Genomic DNA, 24863 nt, shown 5'->3' on the forward strand with positions numbered 1-24863 from the left:
AGCAAACTCTGCAAACTTACCCGACCTCATAGGGCAAAACGCCCCGTTCATTTTCCTTAATCATCAATTTGCGTTCCAGCGGCGGTACCGAGCGTTGATGGCAGTCAGGCCGCTCACAGATCCGGCATGAAATCCCGATGGGCTGGAAGGCGGCGGCGTTGCTGATGTCCATATTGTCGGCATAGACCATACGATCCGCGTGTTTGATCTCGCACCCCAAGGCAATCGCATAGCGGCGCACAGGCGCACCATAGTGCCCGCCCGATTTCGACACATCCCGCGCCAAAGAGAAATAGCGCACCCCGTCAGGTGTTTCCGCCAGCTGTCGCAAAAACCGCCCCGGCGTTTCAAAGGCGCGGTGGACGTTCCACAGGGGGCAGGCCCCTCCGAAACGGGCAAATTGCAGACGTGTGGCGGAATGGCGTTTGGTGATCGTGCCCGCCTGATCGACGCGGACGAAAAAGAACGGGATGCCCTTGTTGCCGGGCCGCTGCAGAGTGGAAAGCCGATGGGCGACCTGCTCAATCGAGGCTCCGAATTGGTTGGACAAAAGCTCCAGATCATGGCGATGCTCCTGCGCCGCCGCGTGGAATTTGCCGTAGGGCATTAAGGCTGCTCCGGCGAAGTAATTCGCAAGCCCGATCTTGGCGATATCCCGCGCGGTCTCAGACTGGAATTTCGCCAGATCCAATGTTGCTTCCAGCAAAGAATTCCTTTGTAAAAGAGCGACTTGCAGCAGCATCTGAAAGCACTGTGTTTCTGGCGACGCATGGGCGGACAAGGTCAGTGACTTATTCGCATGGTCATAGTGCCTGAGAGGCCCAGTATCGGACAACCGAACCGAGACGCCGACATGCGCCAAAGCATCTTCAGCAGCAATGCGCATCGACGGTTTCTGCTCGGCGCTTTTGGCGAAATTCTCGGCAGCGTGGTCGACCGCATCGATATAGTTGTCGCAATAATGGAAGAAATCGCGCACCTCATCCCAGGGGCTGGGCTGCATGCGGAACTCTTGGCGCCCCAAAGCATCATCCAGCGAGGCGAGCCGTTCGTGGGTCTCGCGGTACGTATGGTGCAGTTTCAGAAACGCGCGGGCCAAAGCTGGAGCATTGGACGCGGACAGCCGAATATCGGCCAAAGGCACGTCACTCTCAGCGAGGGCTGGGTCCGCGAGGGCTTCGCGCAGATCGCTCACGAGGCGCTCGGAATCCCCGGTGGACAGCTCGGTGACATCAATGCCGAACTCTTGTGCAAGGGCAAGAACCACCGTTGTCGACACAGGGCGGTTGTTGTTTTCCATCTGGTTCAAATAGGGAAGGGACACGCCAAGCTTGGTCGCGAATTCCCGCTGTGTGAGGGCCACGCGGTTGCGGATCTCGCGCAGTTTCGCGCCGGCATAGAGTTTTTGCGTGGCCATGGCTGTCCCTTGGTTTGCAAGTTAGCTTTCATGTAAGCATAGTTTTGCAAACCACCGGGCGCTAGCCCCGAAGGCGTCTTTCGCGACGAATTGTCAGGGTGATCGCGACGAGCGCTGCGACAGCGGTGGCCAGCATCAGGGACAAAAGCGGGTAGGGTGTCGGCCAGATTTCAAGCAACACGCCCGCCAAAGCCGACAAGCCCGCGCCGCCCCCGATCATGATCGCGCTGGCGAGGCCAGAGGCAGTGCCTGCCAGATGCGGGCGTACGGACAAAGCGCCAGCAGTGGCGTTCGGGATCACCATACCATTGCCCAGCCCGACAAATGTCATGAAGGCGAAAAAGCTGAAGGCGGTTCCGATGCCAGCCGCAAATAACAGCAAAGACAATCCGACACCGATGGCGTTCACGAAGGATCCCCAAAGCACCATATTGTTCACGCCAATCCGCTGAGAATAGGCGCCAGAGACGTAGTTGCCAGCGAAGTACCCGATGGCGGGCGCGCCGAAATACACCCCGACTTCGGTCGGATCGAGTGCGAAATAGCCGCTCGCCACAAAAGGTGCGCCGCCGAGATATGCAAAAAACGCACCAGACGCGAAGCCAGAGGCGAGGCTATAGCCCCAAAAGCGTGGGCTCATCAGCAGCTCGGGATATTGTTTGAATTGCGCGCCCAGCGTGAGGCCGCTGCGACGTTTGGTTTCGCCAAGGTCAAAATAGACCAGCGCCAGTGCCAGACTGCCCGCCCCAAACATCAACCAAAAACTCGCGCGCCAGTCCCATGTTTCCTCAAGCAGGCCTCCAAGGGCAGGGGCGACCATCGGCACCACCGACATACCCATCGTGACAAAGCCGATTTTAGACGCGGCCTCGCTGTCTTCGACCACGTCACGCACGATCGCGCGGCTGAGCACGAGGCAGGTTGCGATGACTGCTTGTGCAATCCGGAAAATCAGGAAAATCGTCGCGTTTGGCGCGTAGATGCATCCTAAGGTGCTGACAAGGAATAGAAAAATCCCCCAAAGCAAAACCGGCCTGCGTCCGATTTGGTCTGATATTGGCCCAATGAGGATCTGCAGAACAGCGCTTGCGCCAAGATAGCCCGCGACCGCCAATTGCATGACGCTGTAGTCCGTGTCGAAGTAGACAGTCATGCCAGGCAGGCTGGGCAGAAAGATATTCATGACCATGGCGCTAAGGCCTGCCAAGAGGATCAGGGTCGAGATATGTGGAGGGGATTTACGACTGAAATACATAATAGGCACGCAGAGTTGACCCGTCTTGTTTAGGCTTGGGATGGAGGGATGAACAGGGGTATTGCGACCATAAGTTGAAAAAATGAACCAATTGGTTCAAAATTTGCTGATTTGCAATTTGCTTGCGTTGTGCGCGCTTGGGTTTGCAAATTTGCCGGAAAATCCTTTCCGCACCGCAGCACACGGGCTATCACTCCTTAACAGACCAGAGGGTGTGACATGGACAATATTCTTCAAGAACTCGAAGCCCGCCGCGAAACCGCGCGCCTTGGTGGCGGTCAGCGCCGCATTGATAGCCAACACGCACGGGCGAAATTGACCGCGCGCGAACGGATTGAACTGCTGCTGGATGAGGGCAGTTTCGAAGAGTTCGATATGTTCAAAACCCACCGCTGTGTTGAATTTGGCATGGAAGAACAGAAACCTGCGGGCGACGGGGTTGTCACCGGTTGGGGTACGATCAATGGCCGTATGGTCTATGTGTTCTCGCAGGACTTTACGGTGTTCGGCGGCTCTTTGTCTGAAACCCACGCGCAGAAGATCTGCAAAATCCAGGATATGGCCGTGCAGAACGGCGCGCCGATCATTGGTCTGAATGACTCAGGTGGCGCACGGATCCAAGAGGGGGTGGACTCTCTGGCAGGCTACGCCGAGGTGTTCCAGCGCAATATCATGGCCTCGGGCGTTGTGCCTCAGATCTCTGTGATCATGGGCCCATGCGCGGGTGGGGCGGTCTATAGCCCTGCGATGACTGACTTTATCTTTATGGTCAAAGACACGTCCTATATGTTCGTCACAGGCCCTGATGTTGTGAAAACCGTCACCAACGAAGTCGTTACGGCCGAAGAACTGGGCGGGGCCTCGACCCATACCAAGAAATCCTCCGTTGCAGATGGTGCCTTTGAAAACGACGTCGAAGCTCTGCGCGAAGTACGCAACCTCGTGGACTTCCTGCCGCTGAACAACCGCGAGAAACCTCCGGTGCGTCCGTTCTTTGACGATCCGGCGCGGATTGATGCGTCGCTCGATACTCTGGTGCCGGAAAACCCGAACACCCCGTATGACATGAAAGAGCTGATCCATAAGATCGCGGATGAAAGCGATTTTTATGAGATCCAGGAAGACTACGCCAAGAACATCATCACCGGTTTCATCCGCATGGAAGGCCAGACCGTGGGTGTGGTTGCCAACCAGCCGATGGTTCTGGCGGGCTGTCTGGATATCGACAGCTCTCGCAAAGCGGCACGGTTTGTAAGGTTCTGTGATTGCTTTGAAATTCCGATTCTGACCCTTGTGGATGTTCCGGGCTTCCTGCCGGGCACATCGCAGGAATACGGCGGTGTGATCAAACACGGTGCGAAGCTCTTGTTTGCCTATGGCGAAGCGACGGTGCCGAAGGTGACCGTGATCACCCGCAAGGCCTATGGCGGTGCCTATGACGTTATGGCCTCCAAACACCTGCGGGGCGATTTCAACTATGCCTGGCCATCCGCCGAGATCGCTGTGATGGGCGCAAAAGGCGCGACCGAGATTATCCACCGCGCCGATCTGGGCGATGCGGATAAGATCGCAGCGCACACCAAGAACTATGAAGACCGGTTCGCCAACCCATTTGTGGCCGCCGAGCGGGGCTTTATTGACGAGGTGATCATGCCGCAATCCACACGTCGACGTGTGGCCCGGGCTTTCGCGTCCTTGCGCAATAAGAAACTCGAGAACCCTTGGAAAAAGCACGACAATATCCCGCTCTAAGCGGCTGATATTGTAGCGAAAAGGACTGAACCTGTGGCCCGAGCCAAGTGGCATACCCTAAAGGACGGAGACGTGCTGACCCTCGCGCGTCATCTGCCGGCGCGTTTCGACGTCGCGGCGGAAACCACCGTGCGTGCGGGCTCTGCCATGCGGCTGGCGCATCAGGTGCGTCAGGACATATGGCGCGCGCTGCAGTCCTTGCGCGGCTTCTCTCCGGTGGTTCAGGTCACGCGTCAGGATGGGGCGATGCACATCAAAGCCGGTGGCGCGGTCAATGGTGCGCTGCCCAAGGCTGCGACCGAGGCCAAGATCGCCGCGTTGCTGGCGTCCCCTGACTACATCCGCCGCTGGGAGCGTTTCGCGACCAAGAAGGGGGCCACCCATGCGTAGCCTTGCCCTCATCGCCGCGGTCCCCATGCTCATGCAAAGCTGTGAGACAGAGGTCGAGACCACCTCGGATATCCCCTCTGGGTTAAATCACAGCTTGTTTGAGACGCTTGATGACGTCATGCCCGACGGCAAGCGCGTGATGCGTCTGCGCTATGTCGCAGAGGATATGACAGCCGAGGATCACCAAAAGGTCGCCGATGATTTCGCAGCACTTTGCGTCCGCGATGCCTTGCCACGTCAGGCCGAGGCGCAGCCGCCGTTTGATCAGGCCGTGATCTCTCTGGCTAATAAAAAATCTGAATTCGGAGTGTTCAATCCAGACGTCACCCAGTATTTCGAGGCTTTCACCTTGGAAAACGACACCTGTATCTGGGAGGCATTCTGATGCGGACACAAAACCTAGGGGTCAAAACCCCAAATCGGCGCGTTCTTGCGTCTTTCGCACCACAGGGCAGAGCCTCTCTGTCTAAATGTTTTATTTTCGGGCTAAAATCCGGTATATTCGGCCTTGGATACGTACGACTTACCTCGTGCTCCAATCTGAGGCAGGCAGGGGAACACTCCTCTGTTCAAAATAAAAGATATACTAGGAGAAACAGATGTCTAAGAGCATCAAGTCCATTCTGGCGCTCAGCGTCGTTGTCGTTGTCGCAGCCTGCGCCAAAGAGCCGGTTGACGAATTCGTTGTGGTCGACCCGGCCCCAATCTCGACCGAGCCAACCCACACGGGTAAATACAAGTAAGACTTTCGGGCGGGCGGCTGGCCATTTTGGTCAGGCTCCTGCCCACCTCGCACCTCGCGTCGCGCTGGCGCTTGGAGGTGCAGCATGATCAAGCATCGTGGTTTCCCAAGCCGTCTTCCCGGCACGGATTTTCAGTTCACCATTCGTCGTCCCAACCCCAAAGGCGTCACCGCCATCATCAAGCGTGAGCGCTTTAAGGATCGCAAATACGCGGATCGCCGTGCGGATCTTGGCTTTATGCAGGCGCTCTGGGAGGCCTTTGGCACCGAGCCTTTTGAGCGTGGCAATCTGGATGCGGGGCGTTTGTCGTGGCTGTTTGGGCGCGAAGTCAAAGCCTATGATCCCGAGACATTTGATCCCGAAGACTACGAAGCGCTTTTGATCATCGACGAAAACGTCGCACGGTCGTCTTTCCCTGATGCAATCGACGGGGACGGTATCCTGTGACCTTTGGTGCGCGCATATCCTTTGGGCCTCGGCACAGTCTTGCCGATCTCGCTTTGGTTGCGCGCAAAGGCTTGCGCAAGGGCATGGCATCTCTGACGCTGGGCTCAGATTTGGGCAATCACAAAGGGGCAGATCAGACATGCGACTTCTCAAAATCACAGCCGTCCTCGGCTTTGGGCTGGCACTTACCGCCTGTGGCGACACGGCGTTGGAACAAGGCCTGCTTGGCGCGGGCGCAGGCGCGGCGGGCGCAATCATCACGGGCGGTGACGCTGCCACGGGCGCAGTCATCGGCGGCGCAGGCAACCTTGCCTACTGCCAGACCTACCCGGACCGTTGTAGGTAAACAGACACCAGTCTTCGGACGCAGATTATCGTATTTGGCTGTCGGCACCGCGCGTGCCGATGGCCTTTTTTGTTTCGGCGCGCGAGGCGCGTCGGCTCGAACAGGAAGGACCCCTAATGTTTGATAAGATCCTGATCGCCAACCGCGGCGAAATCGCCTGCCGCGTCATCAAGACCGCGCGCAAGATGGGCATCAAGACCGTGGCGATCTATTCGGACGCCGACAAAAACGCGCTGCATGTGAAGATGGCAGACGAAGCGGTCCACATCGGCCCGCCGCCAGCGAACCAGTCCTATATCGTGATCGACAAGGTCATGGCCGCGATCAAGGAAAGCGGCGCGCAGGCCGTGCATCCGGGCTATGGCTTCCTGTCTGAGAACGCGAAATTCGCCGAGGCGCTTGAGGCGGCGGGCGTTGCTTTCATCGGCCCGCCTAAGGGCGCGATCGAGGCGATGGGCGACAAGATCACCTCTAAGAAAATCGCGCAGGACGCCAATGTTTCCACGGTTCCGGGCTATATGGGCCTGATCGAGGACGCGGATGAAGCGGTAAAGATCTCCAATGAAATCGGCTATCCGGTGATGATCAAAGCCTCTGCTGGCGGCGGCGGCAAAGGCATGCGGATTGCCTGGAACGACGAAGAAGCACGTGAAGGCTTTCAGTCGTCTAAGAACGAAGCGGCCAATAGCTTTGGCGATGACCGGATCTTTATCGAGAAATTCGTGACCCAGCCGCGCCACATCGAGATTCAGGTGCTTTGTGACGCCCATGGCAATGGCGTCTATCTGGGCGAGCGCGAATGCTCGATCCAGCGCCGTAACCAGAAGGTTGTCGAAGAAGCGCCGTCTCCGTTCCTTGACGAAGCCACCCGCAAAGCCATGGGTGAACAATCCGTCGCCCTGGCCAAGGCCGTGGGTTATGCCTCGGCGGGCACCGTGGAATTCATCGTCGATGGCGACAAGAACTTCTACTTCCTTGAGATGAACACCCGTCTGCAGGTGGAACACCCTGTGACCGAACTGATCACCGGCGTCGACCTCGTGGAACAGATGATCCGCGTCGCCAATGGCGAGCCGCTGACCATCACGCAGGACGATGTGACCCTGACCGGTTGGGCGATTGAAAACCGCCTCTATGCCGAGGATCCCTATCGCAACTTCTTGCCTTCCATTGGCCGTCTGACCCGCTACCGTCCGCCCGCTGAAAACCCCGACTACACCCCGGGCACCGCAGCCGGATCCGTCGGCGATGTGGTCGTGCGCAACGACACCGGCGTCTATGAAGGCGGTGAGATCTCGATGTATTACGACCCGATGATCGCGAAACTCTGCACATGGGCGCCAACCCGTGAGGCAGCGATCGAAGCGATGCGCGTGGCGCTGGATAGCTTTGAGGTCGAAGGCATCGGCCACAACCTGCCGTTTGTGGCGGCTGTAATGGATCACCCGAAGTTTGTGTCGGGCGACATGACCACGGCCTTTATCGCCGAAGAATATCCTGACGGCTTTGAAGGCGTCGAACTGCCCGAGGGCGATCTGCGCAAGATCGCAGCCGCGGCTGCGGCGATGAACCGTGTCAGCGAAATCCGCTCGACCCGCGTCTCTGGCCGCATGGACAACCACGAACGCCGCGTAGGTACCGAGTGGGTTGTGTCCCTGCAAGGCAATGATTTCCCAGTGGAAATTTCCGCAGACGCCGAGGGCTCTTCGGTCAAATTCGAAGATGGCGAGACCCTACGTGTGGCGTCAGACTGGACGCCCGGCGATCAGCTGGCCGAGTTGACGGTCAATGGCGCGCCTCTGGTTCTGAAGGTCGGCGCGATCACCTGTGGCTTCCGCATTCGCAGCCGTGGCGCAGACTTGAAGGTCCATGTGCGCAGCCCACGAGAGGCAGAGCTGGTCAAATACATGCCAGAAAAACTGCCGCCGGATACCTCGAAACTTCTGCTCTGCCCAATGCCGGGTCTGATCGTGAAGGTCGATGTTGAGGTCGGCGACGAGGTCCAAGAAGGTCAGGCGCTCTGCACCGTTGAGGCGATGAAGATGGAAAACATCCTGCGCGCCGAAAAGACCACTGTGGTGACGAAAATCAACGCGGCGGCTGGTGACAGCCTGGCGGTCGATGACGTGATTATGGAGTTCGAGTAAGGACTTATGGCGACGCCAGCGACATATCAAAGACAAGCGCGCGGGGGTTACTCATCCCCGCGACGGTCTCTGATTTCCTGCTGGCGCATGGGCATTTTGTCGATGACACGGCCCAGTTCGCGCACATCCCACGGGAAGGGTTTGCGCAGCTTGACGCCGCCGTCTTTGCCAATGAGTACCATCATGAACCCGCGCGGGCGCAGCTCTGTGCGGAGGTCGGATTTTGCAGCGGGATCGGTGTCGGTCAGAACCACGACATCCCGCTCGCGCAGCGCGTCGATTTGCTCCTCAAGCAGCGAGATTTGCTCGATGAACCGCGGATCGGCCGGGCTGTCGGCAAAGACAATCACCGGACGGTTTGTCCAGAGAAAGCTCTCGATCGGGGCGGGATCCGTCAAAAAGACGGGGGCCTCTTCGGTGACCTCATCGGCGGATGCGGTGGACCCTAAGAGGGCTGCGAAAACAACGGCTAAGCCATGGCGTACAGAAGTGCTCATGACTGCCAATATAGGCGCATTTGATACGATTGCGATGGTTTCGACCTGCGCCTCACAGAAATTTATGAAGACGCGGATCCCCGCGCAGAGGATGGTCACATGACGACGAAAAAAGACTGGGAAGCGCTGGCGGAGAAAGAACTGCGGGGCAAGCCGCTGGAGGCTCTGACCTGGGACACGCTGGAAGGCATTCAGGTCAAGCCGCTTTATACGGCTGAGGACACCGCAGAGATCGACCATATGGGTGGTCTGCCGGGCTTTGGGCCGTTCACACGCGGCGTTAAGGCGACGATGTATGCGGGCCGTCCTTGGACGATCCGTCAATATGCGGGCTTTTCCACCGCCGAGGAATCCAACGCTTTTTATCGCCGCAACCTGGCGGCGGGGCAGCAGGGTGTCTCTGTCGCTTTCGATCTGGCGACGCACCGGGGGTATGACTCTGATCACCCGCGTGTAGAGGGCGATGTTGGCAAGGCGGGCGTTGCGATTGACTCTGTTGAGGACATGAAGATCCTCTTTGACGGCATTCCGCTAGACAAGGTTTCCGTGTCCATGACCATGAACGGGGCCGTGATCCCGATCCTCGCGAATTTCATCGTCGCAGGCGAAGAGCAGGGGCATGACAAGGCGCTGCTCGCAGGCACCATTCAGAACGACATTCTGAAAGAATTCATGGTGCGCAACACCTATATCTACCCGCCAGAGCCGTCGATGCGGATCATTTCGGACATCATCGAATATACCTCTAACGAGATGCCGAAATTTAACTCGATCTCGATCTCGGGCTATCACATGCAAGAGGCGGGGGCGAACCTTGTCCAAGAGCTTGCCTATACGCTGGCCGATGGTCGTGAATATGTGCGTGCGGCGATTGAAGCTGGTATGGATGTGGACAAATTCGCGGGCCGCCTGAGCTTCTTCTTTGCGATTGGCATGAACTTCTTCATGGAAGCCGCGAAACTGCGCGCCGCGCGTCAGCTGTGGCATCGCATTATGACGGAGTTCGGCGCGAAATCAGAACGCTCCAAGATGCTGCGCACCCACTGCCAGACCTCGGGCGTTTCTTTGCAGGAACAAGACCCCTATAACAACGTCATCCGCACGGCGTATGAGGCGATGGCGGCGGCTTTGGGCGGCACACAATCCCTGCACACCAATGCTTTGGATGAGGCAATCGCGCTGCCAACCGATTTCTCGGCGCGGATTGCCCGCAACACCCAGCTGATCCTGCAAGAAGAGACCGGGATCACCAATGTCGTCGATCCTCTGGCGGGCTCTTACTATGTGGAAAGCCTGACGGATGAGCTGGCGACCAAGGCCTGGGAACTCATTGAAGAAGTTGAGGAAATGGGCGGCATGACCAAGGCCGTGGCCTCTGGCATGCCTAAACTGCGCATCGAGGAAACCGCCGCGCGGCGTCAGGCGATGATCGACCGGGGCGAAGAGGTCGTCGTGGGCGTGAACAAATACCGCAAAGAAAGCGAAGAGGCGATCGACATTCTGGACGTCGACAATATCGCCGTGCGTGAAAGCCAGATCAAACGTCTGGAAGAGATCCGCGCCAGCCGTGATGACGCAGCCTGCACGGCTGCTTTGGCGGAACTGACCCGCCGTGCCAAAGAAGGCGGCAACCTCTTGGAAGCCGCGGTCGAAGCCGCCCGCGCCCGGGCCTCTGTCGGAGAAATCAGCATGGCAATGGAAGACGAATTCGGCCGCCACCGCGCCGAAGTAAAGACCCTCGCAGGCGTCTATGGCGCGGCTTATGAAGGTGATGAGGGCTTTGCTAAGATCCAGAAATCTATCGAAGATTTCGCCGAGGAAGAGGGGCGTCGTCCACGCCTATTGGTAGTTAAAATGGGACAGGACGGCCACGATCGTGGAGCCAAGGTGATCGCGACGGCCTTTGCGGATATTGGCTTTGACGTGGACGTCGGGCCTCTGTTCCAGACACCCGCTGAGGCCGCGCAGGACGCGATTGACAATGACGTGCATGTGGTTGGGATCTCGTCTCAGGCGGCGGGGCACAAAACGCTGGCGCCACAGCTGATCAAAGAGCTTCAGGCCAATGATGCGGGCGACATTATCGTGATCTGTGGCGGGGTCATCCCGCAGCAGGATTATGAGTTCCTGAAAGAGGCCGGCGTGAAGGCGATCTTTGGGCCCGGGACGAATATTCCTGAGGCGGCTGAGGATATCCTGAACCTGATCCGCGAAGCGCGGAGCTGATAGGCTGGGGGGCGCTGCCCCCCAAACCGCACGATTGATGGGGGGCTTTGCCCCCCAAACCCCCCAGGGATATTTCCTGCAAGAGAAAAGACGTTGTCTTTGATCTGACGAATTGTATGCTGAGCCTTCGCTTGTCGGAGCCAACATGCAGTTTGACCATATCGCTATTGCTGGAGAGACCCTTGAGGCCGCTGTTGCCCATGTTGAAGATGCCCTTGGCGTGGCACTCTTGCCCGGTGGCAAACATGCGCATTTTGGTACACATAACCAGCTCTTGGGGCTGGCTGACGGGCTCTATTTGGAAGCCATTTCCATCGATCGAGATGCGCCTACGCCTGACTATCCACGTTGGTTTGATCTGGACCGTTTTGCGGGTGCGCCTCGCATCAGCAATTGGATCTGCCGGAGCGAAGATTTGCTCGCGGAACTTGAAACCCTTCCAGATGGCGCGGGTGTTCCTGTGGCTTTGACTCGCGGAGATTTGGCCTGGCGGATGGCGGTGCCTGCGGATGGTATTCTGCCCTGCGACGGATGTTTTCCAGCGTTAATTCAATGGGATGTCGCAAAAATTCCGGGAGACATCCTGCCTGGGTCAGGTTGTAAGTTGACCAGATATGAGATCGCTCATCCTGAGGCGCTGTGGTTGCGTGAAACGATCTCTTTGGACGATCCGAGAGTGCAGTTTGTCGAAGGCCCCCGTGAGATGCGCGCAACCTTTGAAACGCCCCACGGCACGCGGGTCTTGTCATGATCATCAGGCAAGCCAGCACGCAAGACGCGGTAGATATCGCTGCCGTCTGGAACGCTGAAATCCGCGATGGCGTGAGCACGTTCAACTCGGTCGAGAAAACGCTGACCGAGGTCGAAGAGATGATCGCGCAGCGCGAAGCCGCGACGCAGGTGGCCCATGAAGGCGAGAGTTTTTTGGGTTTTGTCACCTATGGCCAGTTTCGCGGCGGGATCGGCTATCGTCATTCCGTGGAACACACGATCTATTTGACGCCGGCCGCAAAGGGGCGCGGCGTGGGGCGGGCCTTGATGGCGCGGATTTATGAGGTCGCACGTGGCGAAGGCCATCATATTATGGTGGCGGGCATAGGTGGCGAGAACGCAGATGCTATTGGCTTTCACACAGCGCTTGGGTTTAAGGAAGTCGGACGTATGCCCGAGGCCGGACGTAAGTTTGATCGCTGGATGACGCTCGTATTGATGCAAAGGGAATTATGACGCGGTGACACTCCGTTAGCGCTCTCGTATACTTGAATTATGTCGATTTGGACCAGAATTAGCGATGCGATCGAAGCACTTGTGCAGGGGCAACCCCTGTCTGAGGTCTTTGACCGCTTGCGCACGCCGCCAGAGCGCTCGATTGCCTTTACAATTGCCGTGATTGCCCTGGGGGCCAAGATGGCCAAGGCCGATGGCTTGGTGACCCGCGACGAGGTCACTGCCTTTCGTGAGGTCTTTCACATCCGGCCTGAGGATGAGGCGGGGGCCGCGCGGGTCTTTAATCTGGCGCGGCAGGATGCTGCGGGTTTTGAGGAATATGCCGCGCGTATTCATCGCTTGTTTGGGGCCGATCACCCGACCTATTGCGATTTGGTGGAGGGGCTCTTTCATATCTCGTTGGCGGATGGGGAATTTCATCCCAATGAGAATGTGTTCCTTGAGCGGGTTGCCGAGATTTTTGAGATGTCGCCGGCCAGATATCAGGCGATCAAAACGCGCTTTGTGCCAGATGCAGAGCCAGATCCCTACACGGTTTTGGGCGTGGACCCGAATGCCTCGATGGACGAGATGCGTAAGGCTTGGCGACAGCTGGTTCGTGAGACCCATCCCGATGCGATGGTCGCGCGTGGCGTGCCCGAAGAGGCTGTGAAGATTGCCGAGAAGAAGATGATCGACATCAACCGCGCCTGGGACACCATCAACGGCAAGGCAGCGTAATGCGGATTGCGACCTACAATATCGAGTGGTTCGCAAATCTGTTTGATGAAGAAAATCAATTGGTACTGGACGACTCATGGTCCTCGCGTCGGGATGTGACCAAAGGCCAGCAGGCGGCGGCTGTGGCGCATGTTCTGCGGTCTATGGATGCGGATGCAATTCTTGTGGTCGAGGCGCCTGATCAGAACGGGAAACGCTCAACCGTCGCCGCTTTGGAGGACTTTGCCGCGCATTTTGAACTTCGCACAAGCGACGCGATCATCGGGTTTTCCAATGACACGCAACAGGAATTGGCGCTGCTTTATGATCCACATGTTTTAAAGACGCGGCATGATCCCAAAAGTTCGCTGGATGCGCCGCGATTTGATCAAGAGCTGGGCATTGATCTGGACGTGGATGAACGCAGCGATACGGTGCGGTTTTCCAAACCACCTTTGGAACTCGCGGTGACGACGAAATTCGGCAGCGAATTTCGTCTCATCGGCGCGCATTTGAAATCCAAAGCCCCGCATGGCGCGCGTAATCGCGACGAGGTCATGCGGATCTCGATTGCCAATCGGCGCAAGCAATTGGCGCAAGCGATTTGGCTTCGGCGTCGGATCGTGGAGCTCCTGAAAAATGGCGACTCTCTGATGGTGCTCGGAGATCTCAATGACGGCCCCGGTCTGGATGAATACGAGGGGCTCTTTGGGCGTTCGTCGGTTGAGATCGTGATGGGAGAGCAGGGCGAGAACTGTCTGACCGATCCCCATGCGCGACAGGCTTTAGGGCCTCGGCTGGGTGCGCGGCCGACCACATCACGGTTCTATTTGCGCCATGAGGGGCGGTATCTGCAGGCGCTTTTGGACTACATCATGGTCTCACACGACCTTGCGGCCAAATCCCCGAAATGGCGGATCTGGCATCCGTTTGATGATCATGATTGCTGGGCCGATGAAGCCTTGCGCGCAGCCTTGCTGGATGCCTCAGACCACTTCCCGGTCACGCTGGATATCGATCTTTAGGAAAAGCTCACAAAGAGCTCTGCCTCAAGCGCGCTGGCGAGTGATTGCAGCCGAGCCTCAGCCACCTCGCCATAGAGCGCGCGGGCGCGATCCGGCAGTTCCAGATGCAGTTCGGCGGACGCGGCCTTATACGTCAGTTTGCCCAGATCCGTGCCCGCCTGCATCCACAACATCGCGCCAAAGCGCATGGCTTTGCCAAGGATTTCAGCCTGTTTCTGGTCTTCGAGGTTTAGAAGGTCATAGAGCTCTTCAAACCGCGTGCCTTCGCGTTTGTTGCGATAGCGGTGCAGTAAGGCCAGCCCGAGAAACACACGCTCGGAATGCTTAAGCCCACCCAAGTTCGCGCGCGTCGCGTTGTCAAAACAGGTTTCCGCGCGATAGTCGGGATGCGCGCGCCAGCTGACGTCGTGCAAAAGGCAAGCGGCCTTGACCAAACGTTTGCGGTCTTTGCTGCCGTCTTTGAACAGAGGCTTCACGAAATCATAAAGCGTCCGCCCAAACCCCGGCAGACGCGCGTCCTTGGATTCCGCATGGCGACAGGCTTCGATCAGGGGATCACGTCGACGCAACTCGTCTGGCATTTGCTCGTAAAGCATGCCCTCGCGGATGCCGTAGCTCGAGATCGCGATATCATAGGGGGTGAAACGGTCAAGCAGGCCGATCAGGACCTCGATCGCAAAAGGCACCAGCGCCATCCGTTGGGCGGATAGTCCACAACGCTGGCGCAGCTCTTCCAGATCATTCTCGGCGATAAACGCGGCCGTTGCCGCCACATCTTCGGCGGTCATACGGTATTCATGCAGCACGTTCAGCGGATAGGCGCGGCGTTCCATGTCAACGCGTGCAATGGCCCGCCAAGAGCCGCCCACAAGGAACAGGCGGTTCTCCTGATCGCCCATTTTCACATAGAGCTTGTCGAGCGTTTTCTGGATGTAAGCCTGACGCCCCTCGGCTCCGCCTTCGATGTCTTGCAACTTCAGAGGGCCGAGTTTCGAGGTCACACGCTCGCCGACCTCTCCGTCGTTGATTTCCGCGAGTTCCATGGACGAGCCGCCGATGTCACAAACCAGACCATAGGACCCGGGCCAGCCCAGCAATACACCTTGGGCTGACAGTCGGGCTTCTTCTTTGCCGTCGATGACGTGGATTTCTAGGCCGGTCTTGTCCAGCACTTCGGCACAGAACTCGGGGCCGTCTTCGGCCTCGCGGACTGCGGCCGTGGCGACGGCGGTCAGGGGGCCGTTGCAGATTTGCGCAGCGATCTCTTGGAAACGGGCGATGGCGGACAGGGCACGCGCGCGGCCCTCGGGGTTCAGGCGGCCTGTGTCGGATAATCCCGCGCCCAAGGCACACATGATCTTTTCGTTAAAGAAATAGGCAGGGCTGCGCGCCGCGCCGTCAAACACCACCAGCCGGACAGAGTTTGACCCCACATCCACAACGCCCACGCGTTTCAGCTTTCGAGAGGATGGGTCGTTAAAGAGCGGGCGTCCAAAGATATCCGCGTCTTCTAGGCTGTCGATGGTTACATTCATGAATCGCCCCAGGGTCTTGGCTTGCAAGATGCGGCACGGGGCAGGGTGGGTCAATGGATCAGAACGAACTGCGCGGTTTATGTCGCGGCTTCATCATCCGTGTGCGTCAGTTTCGGCACATCCGAGGCCCCCGCCGATCCGCGCCCTGATAGCGACGGGTTTTCCATAAAGAAACGGTGGCAGTTGAACGAAAACTCGCCCTGAGGCACCTGCGCGCGATCAAAGCTGCCGTCGGCCTTCATGACCCAGCTTTGCGCCGTATCGGCCATATTCGCGGCCATGATCTGGCTTACGATCTGCGCTTTCACGGTCGGGTTGTCGATCCGGACCAGTGTTTCCACTCGCCGGTTCAGGTTGCGGCCCATCCAGTCGGCGGAGGAAATATAGACCTTGGCCTTCTTGCTGGGCAGCCCATGGCCATTACCGAAGCAGGCGATCCGGGAATGTTCCAGAAAGCGCCCGACCACGGATTTCACACGGATATTGTCCGAGAGCCCTTTGATCCCGGGACGCAGCCCACAGATGCCACGCACGACAAGGCTGATTTTCACACCGGCCTGGCTCGCCTCATAAAGCGCGTCGATGACCTCGGATTCGATCAGGGAATTCATCTTGGCCCAGATCTCGGCAGGCTTTCCTGCCCGCGCGAACTCGGCCTCTTTGCGGATGTTCTCGATAAGGGTTTTCTTTAAGGAAAGCGGTGAAATCGCAAGGTTTTCAAGGCTTTCTGGCTGCACATAGCCTGAGAGATAGTTGAAGATCTTGGTGGCATCCCGCCCCAGGCCATCGTCGCAGGTAAAGAAGCTGAGGTCGGTATACACCTTGGCCGTGATTGGGTGGTAGTTACCGGTGCCATAGTGGGTATAGGTCACCAACCGATTGCCCTCGCGCCGCACAACGGTCGAGATCTTGGCGTGGGTTTTCCAATCGGTGAACCCGTAAACAACATGCGCACCCGCGCGTTCCAGACGGCGGGACTGGCGGATATTGGCGGCTTCGTCAAAGCGGGCTTTGAGTTCGACCAAAGCGGTCACGGATTTCCCGTCCTCCGCCGCCTCACAAAGCGCTTCGACGATGGGCGAACGTTTGGACGTGCGATAAAGCGTCTGTTTGATCGCCACCACATTTGGGTCGCGCGCCGCCTGGCTGATGAAGCGCACCACCATATCGAACGTCTCATAAGGGTGGTGCAGCAGCATGTCTTTCTGCTTGATCGCGGCAAACATATCGCCGTCGTGGTCTTGGACACGTTCAGGCACGCGTGGCGCGAAAGGCGTCCACAGCAGGTCAGGGCGGTTATCCAGAACCAGCTCTTTGAGGTCCGCAATCCCGATCATTCCGTCAAATTCGATGATCTCTTGTGGATTCACATGCAGCTCGCGGCTGATCATGTTGCGCAGGCTTTTGGGTGCGCCGCGCGACAATTGCAGACGCACGACTTCACCGCGACGCCGCCGTTTCAGGGCGGTTTCAAACTCGCGCACGAGGTCTTCGGCCTCTTCTTCGACCTCCATATCGCTGTCGCGCAAGACGCGGAAGGTACAGTGGCCCTTGGCCTTATAGCCGGGGAACAGAATTTCCAGATGCAGGATCAAGAGATCCTCAAGCATCAGGAACCGTTGCGTGCCATTGGTGCCGGGCAGGGCGACAAAGCGATCGATCTGATGTGGGATCGGCAAGAGCGCTTGCAGCGGGCGTTTGTCTTTTTTGCGTTCAAGCTCCAGCGCCAGCGAATAGCCGGTGTTGGGGATGAACGGAAACGGGTGCGCGGGATCAATCGCGAGCGGCGAGAGAACCGGGAAGACTTGATTGAGGAAGACGTCTTGCAAAAAGACCGCATCGTCCTCTGTGATTTCCTCGCGGTTCAGAACGAGAATATCCGAAGCCGTCAGCTCTTCGCGCAGCTGCGCAAAGATCGCCTGTTGCCGTGTCATCAGCTTGCGGGCGTCTTCGTCGATCAGAACCAACTGCTCGGCAGGGGATAGACCGTCTTGGCCGGGGGTCACATTGCCTTCACGCGCCAATTCGCGCAGACCCGCGACGCGGACGGTGTAGAACTCGTCCAAGTTGGTCGCGGAAATCGACAGGAACCGCAGCCGTTCCAGCAAGGGCACGCGGGTGTTTTCTGCCTCTTCCAAGACGCGCCAGTTAAAGGCCAGCCAGCTCAGCTCACGATTAAAGAACCGGTCAGGGCCGGTCAGGTCCATCTCTGGGATTTCTATCGGAGTTTGGAAGTCTGACTTCAGGAAATCGGCGTTGGTCATAAAGGGTCGGTTATCAGCACTCTGTCACAGGAAGATGACAGTATCGCGCCAACGGGCCGGACTGTCCAGAGACCTAGGAATTCATGACTTCGGCGGCTAAGGCGCGGCTGACTTTGCGTTTTTTCGCGAGCGAGGCTTGGTCGATATCGCGCACGAGGCGGCGCGCTTCGGCAAAGCTGCGGTCCATATGCTTGACCATATAGGCGATGGTTTCGGTATTCGGCGTGAGTTGGCGATCCACGAAGAGTTTCGCCAAGAGGATCGACAAAAGCGCGTCATCGGGTTCCTTGAGGACGGCGGTCGTCGTCCCCTCAAGGCGGCTTTTCAGGTCGGGTAGGGTGAGGCCCCAATGTTTGGGCTCTGAGATGCCGGTGACCAAGAGGGAATGACCCTCGGCCAAGGTCAGGTTATGCAGGTGAAAGAGCGCGTCTTGCGCGGCGGCGTCCTCTGCAATGGCCGGGACGTTTTCCACGGCAATCGGTGATTGTGCCAGATCCGGCACTGCGTCTTTGGTGAGGCTTGCCGCATCCATTATCCGCGCGCCCGATTGCGCGGCCCAGACATGCGCCAGATGCGTTTTGCCGCTACCTTCAGGGCCAATGATCGCAAGCTTGTTGCCCGCCCAATTGGGCCAGCTGTCAACCAGAGCCAAGGCCATCGCATTGGCGTCAGACACAAAGAAGTCGTCACGGCCCAAGGCTGCCCGCGCGGGCAGGTCAAAGCCTAGCTGTTCAGCCATCTTAGCTGTCGTCCTCGGTGGTGGATTCAAGCCCTTTGTAAAGGCGGGATTCAACGTATTGGCTGGAGGCATAGCGCACGAGGACGCCGATGGCTGCTGCAACAGGGACGGCCACGAGCATGCCCACAAAGCCAAAGAGCGAGCCAAAGAGCGATAGGGCGAACAAGAGCCACACGGGGTGGAGGCCCACCGAGCTGCCAACGAGTTTCGGCGTCAGATAGTTGCCCTCCAACATCTGGCCTGTGATGAAGATGCCGCCCACAAGGCCCAAAGACACCCAATCGCCCCAGAACTGGAATAGTCCGAGGCCTACTGCCAGGGCGCCTCCCACGAGGGCACCGACATAGGGAATGAAGGTGATCAGACCAGCAATTGCGCCGACGACGAGGCCAAATTGCAGACCCACCAGCATAAGCGCCACCGCATAGTAGGTGCCAAGGATTAGACAGACGGTGCCCATCCCGCGGACAAAGCCTGCAAGCACGCGGTCCACTTCTTTGGCAAGGCGGCGAATGACAGGCGCATGATCGCGAGGCAAAAGTTGGTCTACACGGGCGACCATATTGTCCCAGTCCAGCAGCAGGTAGAAAGCCACAACCGGCACGACGACGATCAGGACCAACACGTTTACCAAACCAGCAGCAGACGTCAGAGCGGACTGCAGGAATGCGCCGCCATGGGCTTGGATCTGATCCCCAATGGATGCAAGCGCCTGATAGGCCGCGCTTTCCGGGTTCAGAAGCTGCGGGAAACGTTCGCTGATAAAGGCCTGTAGGTCTCGGACCAGTTCCGGTGCGATTTGCACAAGCGACGTGGCTTGGGCGATCAGAGTCGGCACAACGGCTAGGATCATGACCACAAAGATCAGGATCGCGACGATGGTGATCAGTGCAGTGGCAGCAGCTCGCGACAATCCCATGGCCTCAAGCCGATCTGCGACCGGATCCATGAAATAGGCGATCGCGCCTCCCAGCACGAAAGGCAGAACCACATCGCCCAGCTGCCAGAGCGCCACAAATAAGACGACCGTGGCAATGCCCCAGTATTTCGCTTGTTCTTGAACCGGAAGAGCCATTGGTACCTCGCCTCACGTGTTGCCCTAGACATCGCGTATTGAGAGACGGGATTCAAGAGGCCGACCCGATGGGGACGGGCCGGCCTTATAACCATTTGACTGGTTACTGGGGGCAACATCCGAGGGGCTGAAGCCTCAGATGCCGGTTACAGGGGGGAAGTAGGGCAACACCGATCCGTGTCAAACCCACTCCCGCCTTGGGGTCTTAGTGACAATCCGGACGAGTGCCCGGCAGCAGAACTTTGTCGATCACGTGGATCACGCCATTGTCGGCTTGGATATCTGCGATGATGACGTTCGCCATCTCACCAGTACCATCCGCGATCATCACGCCGTCTTGCGAACGCGTAATGCAGAGGCGTTCAGAGGCCAGCACCGGCTTAAAGTAATTCGACCCATGCGGGATCATGCCAGCGGTCAGATTGCGGTCGTCTACGTGGTAAAGCAGAACATTGGTCAGCTGACCTTTGTTGGCGGGCTCCAGTAGGGTTTCGACTGTGCCTGCAGGCAGAGCCGCGAAAGCGTCATTCACGGGCGCATAGACGGTAAAGGGGCCTTCGCCCTGAAGGGTTTCAACCAGACCGGCGGCGCTCACGGCAGCCACGAGGGTTGAGAAGCGGTCGTCGCCCACGGCAATGTCGACGATGGTGTTAGACGCCATTGCAGACGTGCCAAGAGTGGCGGCAACTAAGGTCGCCGCAAGAGTGCTTGCGCGTTTCATTGATAAGTTCCTCACTGTTACGTTGCACAAGTACCCCGGGGTGCAAGTACTAAGGGGTACGGGGCGACACGCGCTTTGGATCACGCGGCAGATAACAAGTGGATCACGGTTTCGTGGGGTTCAGAGCGTCAGGACGGGCTGTGCGTTCTGAGCCAGCCGTGCAACAACGGCCTTTTGCAGCCGAGGCGTAGGGATCGGGCAGGCCTCGGGCGGTAGATTGTCCCGTATGTCAGGAAACAGCGCTTTGATCTCGCGGCGCGCGGCAAGGGGAAGTGCGTTCAAAGACTGCCGGCCCATATAAAGGCTCTCGGTCGGCGCGCCTTCGGCCATGATGACTTCGTGACGGTCAAACAGAAGGTGGATATAGGTCACGCTTTGCACGGAGGTATCGACAAAAATGCCGGGCAAAAGCGTGAGCTTATTTGCCGGTATCAATACATCGCGGGCGCCGGTGATACGCTTGGCAATCTTGGAAGAGACCAACATCCGGTGCTGGCGCGAGACCAAAAGGTCTTGCTTGGGTAAACCCTGACCCAAAGCACCCGCGACAATGCGGATAGGGCGCAGAGAGGGTGCGGCCTCTAGCTCTTTGGCGCTGAGGGTTCGCTTATAAGCACGCAGAAGCGAGGTTGCACCACGCTGGTCGTCATAGAGTGCGACCACATCGCCGGTCGCCAAGTCCTCGACGGCGCGCAGGCCATCAGGGGTATTGATCATTGTGCCGGCGGTGAAACACGGCACATAGGTCGTTCCCGAGATCACGCCGCTGGGAAAAGCGACGATGCCGACTGTTTCTTCGACGTGGTCTCGTTCTGAATCCGCGGATTGTTCCTCGTTGACATAGACACCGACGTTGTCGTCTGTCTGACCGTTGATCGCCACATGCGCGGTATCCGTGCCATTCATGGTCTGGGTTTTGGCAATCACGACAGCATCGTTGATCGTGGATCCAAAGCCAATCGTATCGGTTGCCTCATCAACACCATCAGCCGTCAGAGCCGTGCCGAAATCGCCGCTGCCTCCGGGCTCAATCGCGATCCAGCCGACGCTCTCTTGTGCATGGGTTCCGTCCTGACCTTCTTCCTCTTGCAAAGAGAGGTCAAAGCCATCGGCCGTGATATTAAACCCATCACTGTCCACGGTGGTTGTGTCATTGTTGGACATCACAGACGTCATCACCACAGGCGGGCTGTCAAAGTCTCCGTTCAGATCCACAGAAGAGGTGCTGTCATCCGCCGCCGTATGCCCAGCTTCAATGATTCGCCCATCGGGGAGCGTGTGAATGCCTTCCTCAATCGCGAGCCAGTTGATGTCTTCAGAGACGGGATGGTTACCGTCCAGATATTCCCATTCTTCGATATAGAAGCTGAAAGAGGTGGTGTTGCCGTCTTCGTCATATTCTTGATCGACGATGCGGAACGTGTAGGGATGGCCACCGTTTTGCGTGCCAGTCATTACAATCACGGGATCGGTCAGCGGTTCGGTCAAGGTAACCGTAATCGCCTGATTGGCGACACCCGCAGTGTGGAGGCTGCCTGCTTCTCCGATTGCCATGCTCTTACCCAAAAACGCGTTAACACTGCCCTCTATGGAGCCTTAGATCTGAACATAGCATGAAGATAAGGCAAAATTAAGGAAGGTTGCCAGTTTGAGGCTTTGACTTGTAACGCCTTGCGTGCTGCCCTCACTTGCCTGCCTCGAAAGAACCGCCTAAACGGGATGAAACACGACATCCCACGGAGCTCTTATGCGCCTTTCTCGCTATTTCCTTCCTGTTCTGAAAGAGACCCCTTCAGAGGCTCAGATCGTCAGCCACCGCTATATGCTGCGGGCCGGTATGATCAAACAATCCTCGGCAGGGATTTATTCCTGGCTGCCACTGGGCTTTAAGGTGCTGCGCAAGATCGAGAATATCGTGCATGAAGAGCAGATCCGCGCTGGGCACATCCCGATGCAGATGCCGACGATTCAATCGGCGGACCTGTGGCGGGAAAGCGGGCGCTATGATGCCTATGGCGAAGAGATGCTGCGCATCAAAGATCGTCATGATCGCGATATGCTGTTTACGCCCACGGCTGAGGAACTGATCACAGATATCTTCCGCGGCCATGTGAACAGCTACAAAGACCTGCCGCTGACCATGTATCAGATCCAGTGGAAATTCCGCGATGAACGCCGCCCACGTTTTGGCGTTATGCGGGGTCGTGAGTTCTATATGAAGGACGGCTATAACTTTGATCTCACCAAAGAGGATGCGCTGCACGCCTATAACCGCCATCTGGTGAGCTATCTGCGCACCTATGAACGCATGGGGTTGCAAGCGATCCCAATGCGCGCGGACGGCGGGCCGATTGGGGGCGATTACACTCATGAGTTCCTGGTGCTGGCCGAGACCGGGGAATCTGAGGTGTTCTACGATAGCGCTGTGACAGACCTGACCTTTGGAGATCGCGAGATCGACTATGACTCGGTTGAACAATGTCAGGGTGTTCTCGAGGAATTCACCAGCCGCTATGCGCGGACTGACGAAACCCATGACGAAGCGCTGTTTAACGAGATCCCAGAAGAGCGCCGTCGCACGGCGCGCGGGATCGAAGTCGGTCAGATCTTCTATTTCGGCACCAAATACTCGGAGTCGATGAATGCAACGGTTCAGGGCCCCGACGGTAAGAATGTCGAGGTTCATATGGGCAGCCATGGCATCGGTGTGTCGCGTCTTTTGGGTGCGATCATCGAAGCCTCTCATGATGATAAGGGGATCATCTGGCCAGAGGGCGTCACGCCGTTCCATGTTGGCATCGTGAACCTTAAGCAAGGTGATGAAGAAGCCGATGCAGCCTGTGATGCTTTGTATAAGAGCCTGACGGCCGTTGGCCTTGAGCCGCTCTATGATGACCGCAAAGAGCGTGCGGGGGGCAAATTCGCGACGATGGATCTGATCGGTCTGCCATGGCGGATCACCGTTGGGCCGCGTGGTCTGAAAAACGGCGTTGTAGAACTGACCAGCCGTCGCACCGGCGAAAGCGAAGAGATCACGCCTGAGGCGGCTGTTGCGAAGATCGTCGAGATCTATGCAGATCACCGCGTTACTGGGATCTAAAGCGCATGAAAACGGTCCTCGCTTTTGGTGACAGCCTCACTTGGGGGTCTTGCCCCCATGGCACGGGGCGTCATCCCAAAGAGGACCGTTGGCCTGACGCCATGGCTGCGGGAATTCCGCAGGTCGAGGTGATCACCGAAGGCCTAAGGGGGCGCACTACGGCCTATTACCGCGCTGGGCCAACCGAGATGCGCGGCGATCTTTTGTTGCCGAGCCTTCTGCACAGCCATGCGCCTTTGGATCTGGTGATGGTCATGCTGGGCACAAACGATGTCTATTCGCGCGTGCCGGTGACCGAGAGTTACTGGGGGCTGCGCAAACTGGTCGAGATTGTGCGCGGCCATCCCTATGGGATTGAGGGATACGCAGGCCCCAGGGTCTTGCTGATCGCACCGCCTGGCTTTGTGGCAGGGCAGTGTTTTGGCGTAGATGAAGGCGTTGTTGAGGCGGGACATCAATTGCGCGAGATCGTGCAGGATGTTGCCACTGAGTATGACACCGCCTTTTTTGACGCCTCGACCGTGGCGACTGCCGAAGCAGGGGATGGGCTGCACCTTGAGGCCCATGTGTCCCGCGCGCTGGGCGAGGCCTTGCAAGCGCCTGTGGCTGAGGTTTTGGACCTCTAGTCGGTTGAGTCCGGTTGCGCGCGGGGGAGCCTCCGGCGGGAGTATTTCGGGCAAGATGAATGCCGGTTTGGTGTTCTCGGCCCGCCCGTGTTAAACTCTTTGCAAAAGCGGCGGAGAGCAGAATGATCGCACGTGTCCTGGCATTAACGGGCGGCTTGGCCGGCGGGCTGAGCCTGTCGCAATTCCCCGAGTATTCTCAACAGTATATCCAGCGTCTGGCCGGCGCGGTTGATGAGTTGACCCTGTTTGTCGAGGGTTTTGACGCGGATGCCACATCGGTGGGCATGACGCGGGAGGCCGCTCTTGAAGAGATGGCTGCGAGTGGGGATCTGGGGGCTGCGCGGGCAGAGACCATCGGGTCGACAATTGTCCGCTATGAGAAGATGAGCGCCGCGCTTGAGGTGCTGCAAAGCTCGGGGCCGTTCACGCGGGCCTATAACGCCATTCAGTTCAATGACTTAGATGTGGCGCGTGCCGCAGCGGATGATTTCAAGCCTGCGGTTCCGGTCAGTTTCGAAGGCGTAGTTTTCACAGGCTTCGGCTTTGTCGGCGGCTGGCTCGCGATTGCCTTGATATTCGGCATTTTGCGCCGCCTGATCTTTGGGCGAAGACGCGCTGGCGTGGCTTGACCC

At 57.9% G+C, this 24863-nt stretch carries 24 protein-coding genes; 15 read left to right on the forward strand and 9 right to left on the reverse strand.

The genetic code is table 11. The features are described 5' to 3' along the window. Positions 1–16 precede the first annotated feature (16 nt). Both WG622_RS00570 and WG622_RS00575 read right to left on the reverse strand, forming a co-directional pair. Positions 17–1417 carry a helix-turn-helix domain-containing protein gene (locus WG622_RS00570; protein ID WP_339401811.1) on the reverse strand — a complete coding sequence of 467 codons (1401 nt, stop codon included), beginning with the start codon at positions 1415–1417 and terminating at the stop codon, positions 17–19. Positions 1418–1478: 61 nt separating this feature from the next. Continuing rightward, on the reverse strand, positions 1479–2672 hold the full coding sequence (locus WG622_RS00575; protein WP_339401812.1) for a multidrug effflux MFS transporter: 1194 nt from the start codon (positions 2670–2672) through the stop codon (positions 1479–1481). Positions 2673–2891: 219 nt separating this feature from the next. Here WG622_RS00575 and WG622_RS00580 point away from each other — a divergent pair, with 219 nt between their 5' ends. The 7 genes from WG622_RS00580 to WG622_RS00610 all read left to right on the forward strand — a co-directional run bounded on the left by WG622_RS00580 (position 2892) and on the right by WG622_RS00610 (position 8497). Beyond that, the gene (locus tag WG622_RS00580) at positions 2892–4424 is read left to right on the forward strand and encodes an acyl-CoA carboxylase subunit beta (protein ID WP_339401813.1); all 1533 of its coding nucleotides are present in this window, start codon (positions 2892–2894) and stop codon (positions 4422–4424) included. A gap of 33 nt (positions 4425–4457) precedes the next feature. Then, positions 4458–4814 (forward strand): hypothetical protein, encoded by a 357-nt coding sequence (locus tag WG622_RS00585; RefSeq protein ID WP_339401814.1) that lies wholly within the window; start codon positions 4458–4460, stop codon positions 4812–4814. Continuing rightward, positions 4807–5199, forward strand: a complete 393-nt coding sequence (locus WG622_RS00590; RefSeq protein WP_339401815.1) for a DUF6497 family protein — start codon at positions 4807–4809, stop codon at positions 5197–5199. Before WG622_RS00585 ends, WG622_RS00590 begins: the two co-directional genes overlap by 8 nt. A 214-nt stretch (positions 5200–5413) precedes the next feature. Next, positions 5414–5557 carry a hypothetical protein gene (locus WG622_RS00595; RefSeq protein WP_209355976.1) on the forward strand — a complete coding sequence of 48 codons (144 nt, stop codon included), beginning with the start codon at positions 5414–5416 and terminating at the stop codon, positions 5555–5557. Positions 5558–5641: 84 nt separating this feature from the next. Further along, a complete protein-coding gene (locus WG622_RS00600) occupies positions 5642–6004 on the forward strand; it encodes a hypothetical protein (RefSeq protein ID WP_339401816.1) in 363 nt (120 codons plus the stop codon). Positions 6005–6143: 139 nt separating this feature from the next. Further along, positions 6144–6350, forward strand: coding sequence for a hypothetical protein (locus WG622_RS00605; RefSeq protein WP_339401817.1), 207 nt, complete (start codon positions 6144–6146; stop codon positions 6348–6350). 116 nt (positions 6351–6466) lie between these two features. Then, positions 6467–8497 carry an acetyl-CoA carboxylase biotin carboxylase subunit gene (locus WG622_RS00610; protein ID WP_339401818.1) on the forward strand — a complete coding sequence of 677 codons (2031 nt, stop codon included), beginning with the start codon at positions 6467–6469 and terminating at the stop codon, positions 8495–8497. 47 nt (positions 8498–8544) lie between these two features. On the opposite strand, the gene WG622_RS00615 is transcribed toward WG622_RS00610, so the two are convergent. Further along, positions 8545–8994: a DUF4174 domain-containing protein gene (locus WG622_RS00615; RefSeq protein WP_339401819.1), complete on the reverse strand. Its 450-nt coding sequence runs from the start codon at positions 8992–8994 to the stop codon at positions 8545–8547. Positions 8995–9093: 99 nt separating this feature from the next. Here WG622_RS00615 and scpA point away from each other — a divergent pair, with 99 nt between their 5' ends. From scpA to WG622_RS00640, 5 genes are all read left to right on the forward strand, one after another. Continuing rightward, complete coding sequence (gene scpA / locus WG622_RS00620; protein ID WP_339401820.1) at positions 9094–11220, forward strand: methylmalonyl-CoA mutase; 2127 nt, start codon at positions 9094–9096, stop codon at positions 11218–11220. A gap of 145 nt (positions 11221–11365) precedes the next feature. Then, positions 11366–11971 (forward strand): VOC family protein, encoded by a 606-nt coding sequence (locus WG622_RS00625; protein ID WP_339401821.1) that lies wholly within the window; start codon positions 11366–11368, stop codon positions 11969–11971. After that, the gene (locus WG622_RS00630; RefSeq protein ID WP_339401822.1) at positions 11968–12447 is read left to right on the forward strand and encodes a GNAT family N-acetyltransferase; all 480 of its coding nucleotides are present in this window, start codon (positions 11968–11970) and stop codon (positions 12445–12447) included. Before WG622_RS00625 ends, WG622_RS00630 begins: the two co-directional genes overlap by 4 nt. Before the next feature lie 39 nt (positions 12448–12486). Next, complete coding sequence (locus WG622_RS00635) at positions 12487–13167, forward strand: TerB family tellurite resistance protein (protein WP_339401823.1); 681 nt, start codon at positions 12487–12489, stop codon at positions 13165–13167. Next, positions 13167–14171, forward strand: coding sequence for an endonuclease/exonuclease/phosphatase family protein (locus WG622_RS00640; protein WP_339401824.1), 1005 nt, complete (start codon positions 13167–13169; stop codon positions 14169–14171). The genes WG622_RS00635 and WG622_RS00640 overlap by 1 nt, the downstream gene beginning before the upstream one ends. Here the strand turns inward: WG622_RS00640 and WG622_RS00645 are convergent. From WG622_RS00645 to WG622_RS00670, 6 genes are all read right to left on the reverse strand, one after another. Continuing rightward, positions 14168–15706, reverse strand: coding sequence for a Ppx/GppA family phosphatase (locus WG622_RS00645; protein WP_339401825.1), 1539 nt, complete (start codon positions 15704–15706; stop codon positions 14168–14170). The two genes, WG622_RS00640 and WG622_RS00645, sit on opposite strands and share 4 nt — an antisense overlap. Positions 15707–15783: 77 nt before the next feature. Further along, positions 15784–17970 (reverse strand): RNA degradosome polyphosphate kinase, encoded by a 2187-nt coding sequence (locus WG622_RS00650; protein WP_339401826.1) that lies wholly within the window; start codon positions 17968–17970, stop codon positions 15784–15786. A gap of 73 nt (positions 17971–18043) precedes the next feature. Further along, complete coding sequence (locus WG622_RS00655; protein WP_339401827.1) at positions 18044–18709, reverse strand: P-loop NTPase family protein; 666 nt, start codon at positions 18707–18709, stop codon at positions 18044–18046. 1 nt (position 18710) lies between these two features. Further along, positions 18711–19784 (reverse strand): AI-2E family transporter, encoded by a 1074-nt coding sequence (locus WG622_RS00660; RefSeq protein WP_339401828.1) that lies wholly within the window; start codon positions 19782–19784, stop codon positions 18711–18713. A 205-nt stretch (positions 19785–19989) separates the two neighbouring features. Further along, positions 19990–20505: a fasciclin domain-containing protein gene (locus tag WG622_RS00665; RefSeq protein ID WP_339401829.1), complete on the reverse strand. Its 516-nt coding sequence runs from the start codon at positions 20503–20505 to the stop codon at positions 19990–19992. A 120-nt stretch (positions 20506–20625) separates the two neighbouring features. Continuing rightward, positions 20626–22059 carry a Hint domain-containing protein gene (locus tag WG622_RS00670; protein ID WP_339401830.1) on the reverse strand — a complete coding sequence of 478 codons (1434 nt, stop codon included), beginning with the start codon at positions 22057–22059 and terminating at the stop codon, positions 20626–20628. 193 nt (positions 22060–22252) lie between these two features. Between WG622_RS00670 and proS the strand changes: the two genes are divergently transcribed. The 3 genes from proS to WG622_RS00685 all read left to right on the forward strand — a co-directional run bounded on the left by proS (position 22253) and on the right by WG622_RS00685 (position 24860). Next, complete coding sequence (gene proS, locus WG622_RS00675) at positions 22253–23605, forward strand: proline--tRNA ligase (protein WP_339401831.1); 1353 nt, start codon at positions 22253–22255, stop codon at positions 23603–23605. Positions 23606–23610: 5 nt separating this feature from the next. Continuing rightward, positions 23611–24231: a GDSL-type esterase/lipase family protein gene (locus WG622_RS00680; protein ID WP_339401832.1), complete on the forward strand. Its 621-nt coding sequence runs from the start codon at positions 23611–23613 to the stop codon at positions 24229–24231. A gap of 122 nt (positions 24232–24353) precedes the next feature. Beyond that, positions 24354–24860 carry a DUF2937 family protein gene (locus WG622_RS00685; RefSeq protein ID WP_339401833.1) on the forward strand — a complete coding sequence of 169 codons (507 nt, stop codon included), beginning with the start codon at positions 24354–24356 and terminating at the stop codon, positions 24858–24860. Positions 24861–24863 lie beyond the last annotated feature (3 nt).

The organism is Cognatishimia coralii (genome assembly GCF_037478305.1).
Lineage (GTDB): Bacteria > Pseudomonadota > Alphaproteobacteria > Rhodobacterales > Rhodobacteraceae > Cognatishimia > Cognatishimia coralii.

Bases quoted from the DNA above. Each gene is read 5' to 3' on its own strand.
- WG622_RS00595 (WP_209355976.1), top strand. From the start codon at position 5,414: ATGTCTAAGAGCATCAAGTCCATTCTGGCGCTCAGCGTCGTTGTCGTT.
- WG622_RS00670 (WP_339401830.1), bottom strand. From the start codon at position 22,059: ATGGCAATCGGAGAAGCAGGCAGCCTCCACACTGCGGGTGTCGCCAAT.
- WG622_RS00640 (WP_339401824.1), top strand. From the start codon at position 13,167: ATGCGGATTGCGACCTACAATATCGAGTGGTTCGCAAATCTGTTTGAT.
- WG622_RS00685 (WP_339401833.1), top strand. From the start codon at position 24,354: ATGATCGCACGTGTCCTGGCATTAACGGGCGGCTTGGCCGGCGGGCTG.
- WG622_RS00650 (WP_339401826.1), bottom strand. From the start codon at position 17,970: ATGACCAACGCCGATTTCCTGAAGTCAGACTTCCAAACTCCGATAGAA.
- proS (WP_339401831.1), top strand. From the start codon at position 22,253: ATGCGCCTTTCTCGCTATTTCCTTCCTGTTCTGAAAGAGACCCCTTCA.
- WG622_RS00590 (WP_339401815.1), top strand. From the start codon at position 4,807: ATGCGTAGCCTTGCCCTCATCGCCGCGGTCCCCATGCTCATGCAAAGC.
- WG622_RS00605 (WP_339401817.1), top strand. From the start codon at position 6,144: ATGCGACTTCTCAAAATCACAGCCGTCCTCGGCTTTGGGCTGGCACTT.
- WG622_RS00615 (WP_339401819.1), bottom strand. From the start codon at position 8,994: ATGAGCACTTCTGTACGCCATGGCTTAGCCGTTGTTTTCGCAGCCCTC.
- WG622_RS00625 (WP_339401821.1), top strand. From the start codon at position 11,366: ATGCAGTTTGACCATATCGCTATTGCTGGAGAGACCCTTGAGGCCGCT.
- WG622_RS00580 (WP_339401813.1), top strand. From the start codon at position 2,892: ATGGACAATATTCTTCAAGAACTCGAAGCCCGCCGCGAAACCGCGCGC.
- WG622_RS00655 (WP_339401827.1), bottom strand. From the start codon at position 18,709: ATGGCTGAACAGCTAGGCTTTGACCTGCCCGCGCGGGCAGCCTTGGGC.
- WG622_RS00680 (WP_339401832.1), top strand. From the start codon at position 23,611: ATGAAAACGGTCCTCGCTTTTGGTGACAGCCTCACTTGGGGGTCTTGC.
- WG622_RS00610 (WP_339401818.1), top strand. From the start codon at position 6,467: ATGTTTGATAAGATCCTGATCGCCAACCGCGGCGAAATCGCCTGCCGC.
- WG622_RS00635 (WP_339401823.1), top strand. From the start codon at position 12,487: ATGTCGATTTGGACCAGAATTAGCGATGCGATCGAAGCACTTGTGCAG.
- WG622_RS00575 (WP_339401812.1), bottom strand. From the start codon at position 2,672: ATGTATTTCAGTCGTAAATCCCCTCCACATATCTCGACCCTGATCCTC.
- WG622_RS00660 (WP_339401828.1), bottom strand. From the start codon at position 19,784: ATGGCTCTTCCGGTTCAAGAACAAGCGAAATACTGGGGCATTGCCACG.
- WG622_RS00600 (WP_339401816.1), top strand. From the start codon at position 5,642: ATGATCAAGCATCGTGGTTTCCCAAGCCGTCTTCCCGGCACGGATTTT.
- WG622_RS00570 (WP_339401811.1), bottom strand. From the start codon at position 1,417: ATGGCCACGCAAAAACTCTATGCCGGCGCGAAACTGCGCGAGATCCGC.
- WG622_RS00665 (WP_339401829.1), bottom strand. From the start codon at position 20,505: ATGAAACGCGCAAGCACTCTTGCGGCGACCTTAGTTGCCGCCACTCTT.
- WG622_RS00630 (WP_339401822.1), top strand. From the start codon at position 11,968: ATGATCATCAGGCAAGCCAGCACGCAAGACGCGGTAGATATCGCTGCC.
- scpA (WP_339401820.1), top strand. From the start codon at position 9,094: ATGACGACGAAAAAAGACTGGGAAGCGCTGGCGGAGAAAGAACTGCGG.
- WG622_RS00645 (WP_339401825.1), bottom strand. From the start codon at position 15,706: ATGAATGTAACCATCGACAGCCTAGAAGACGCGGATATCTTTGGACGC.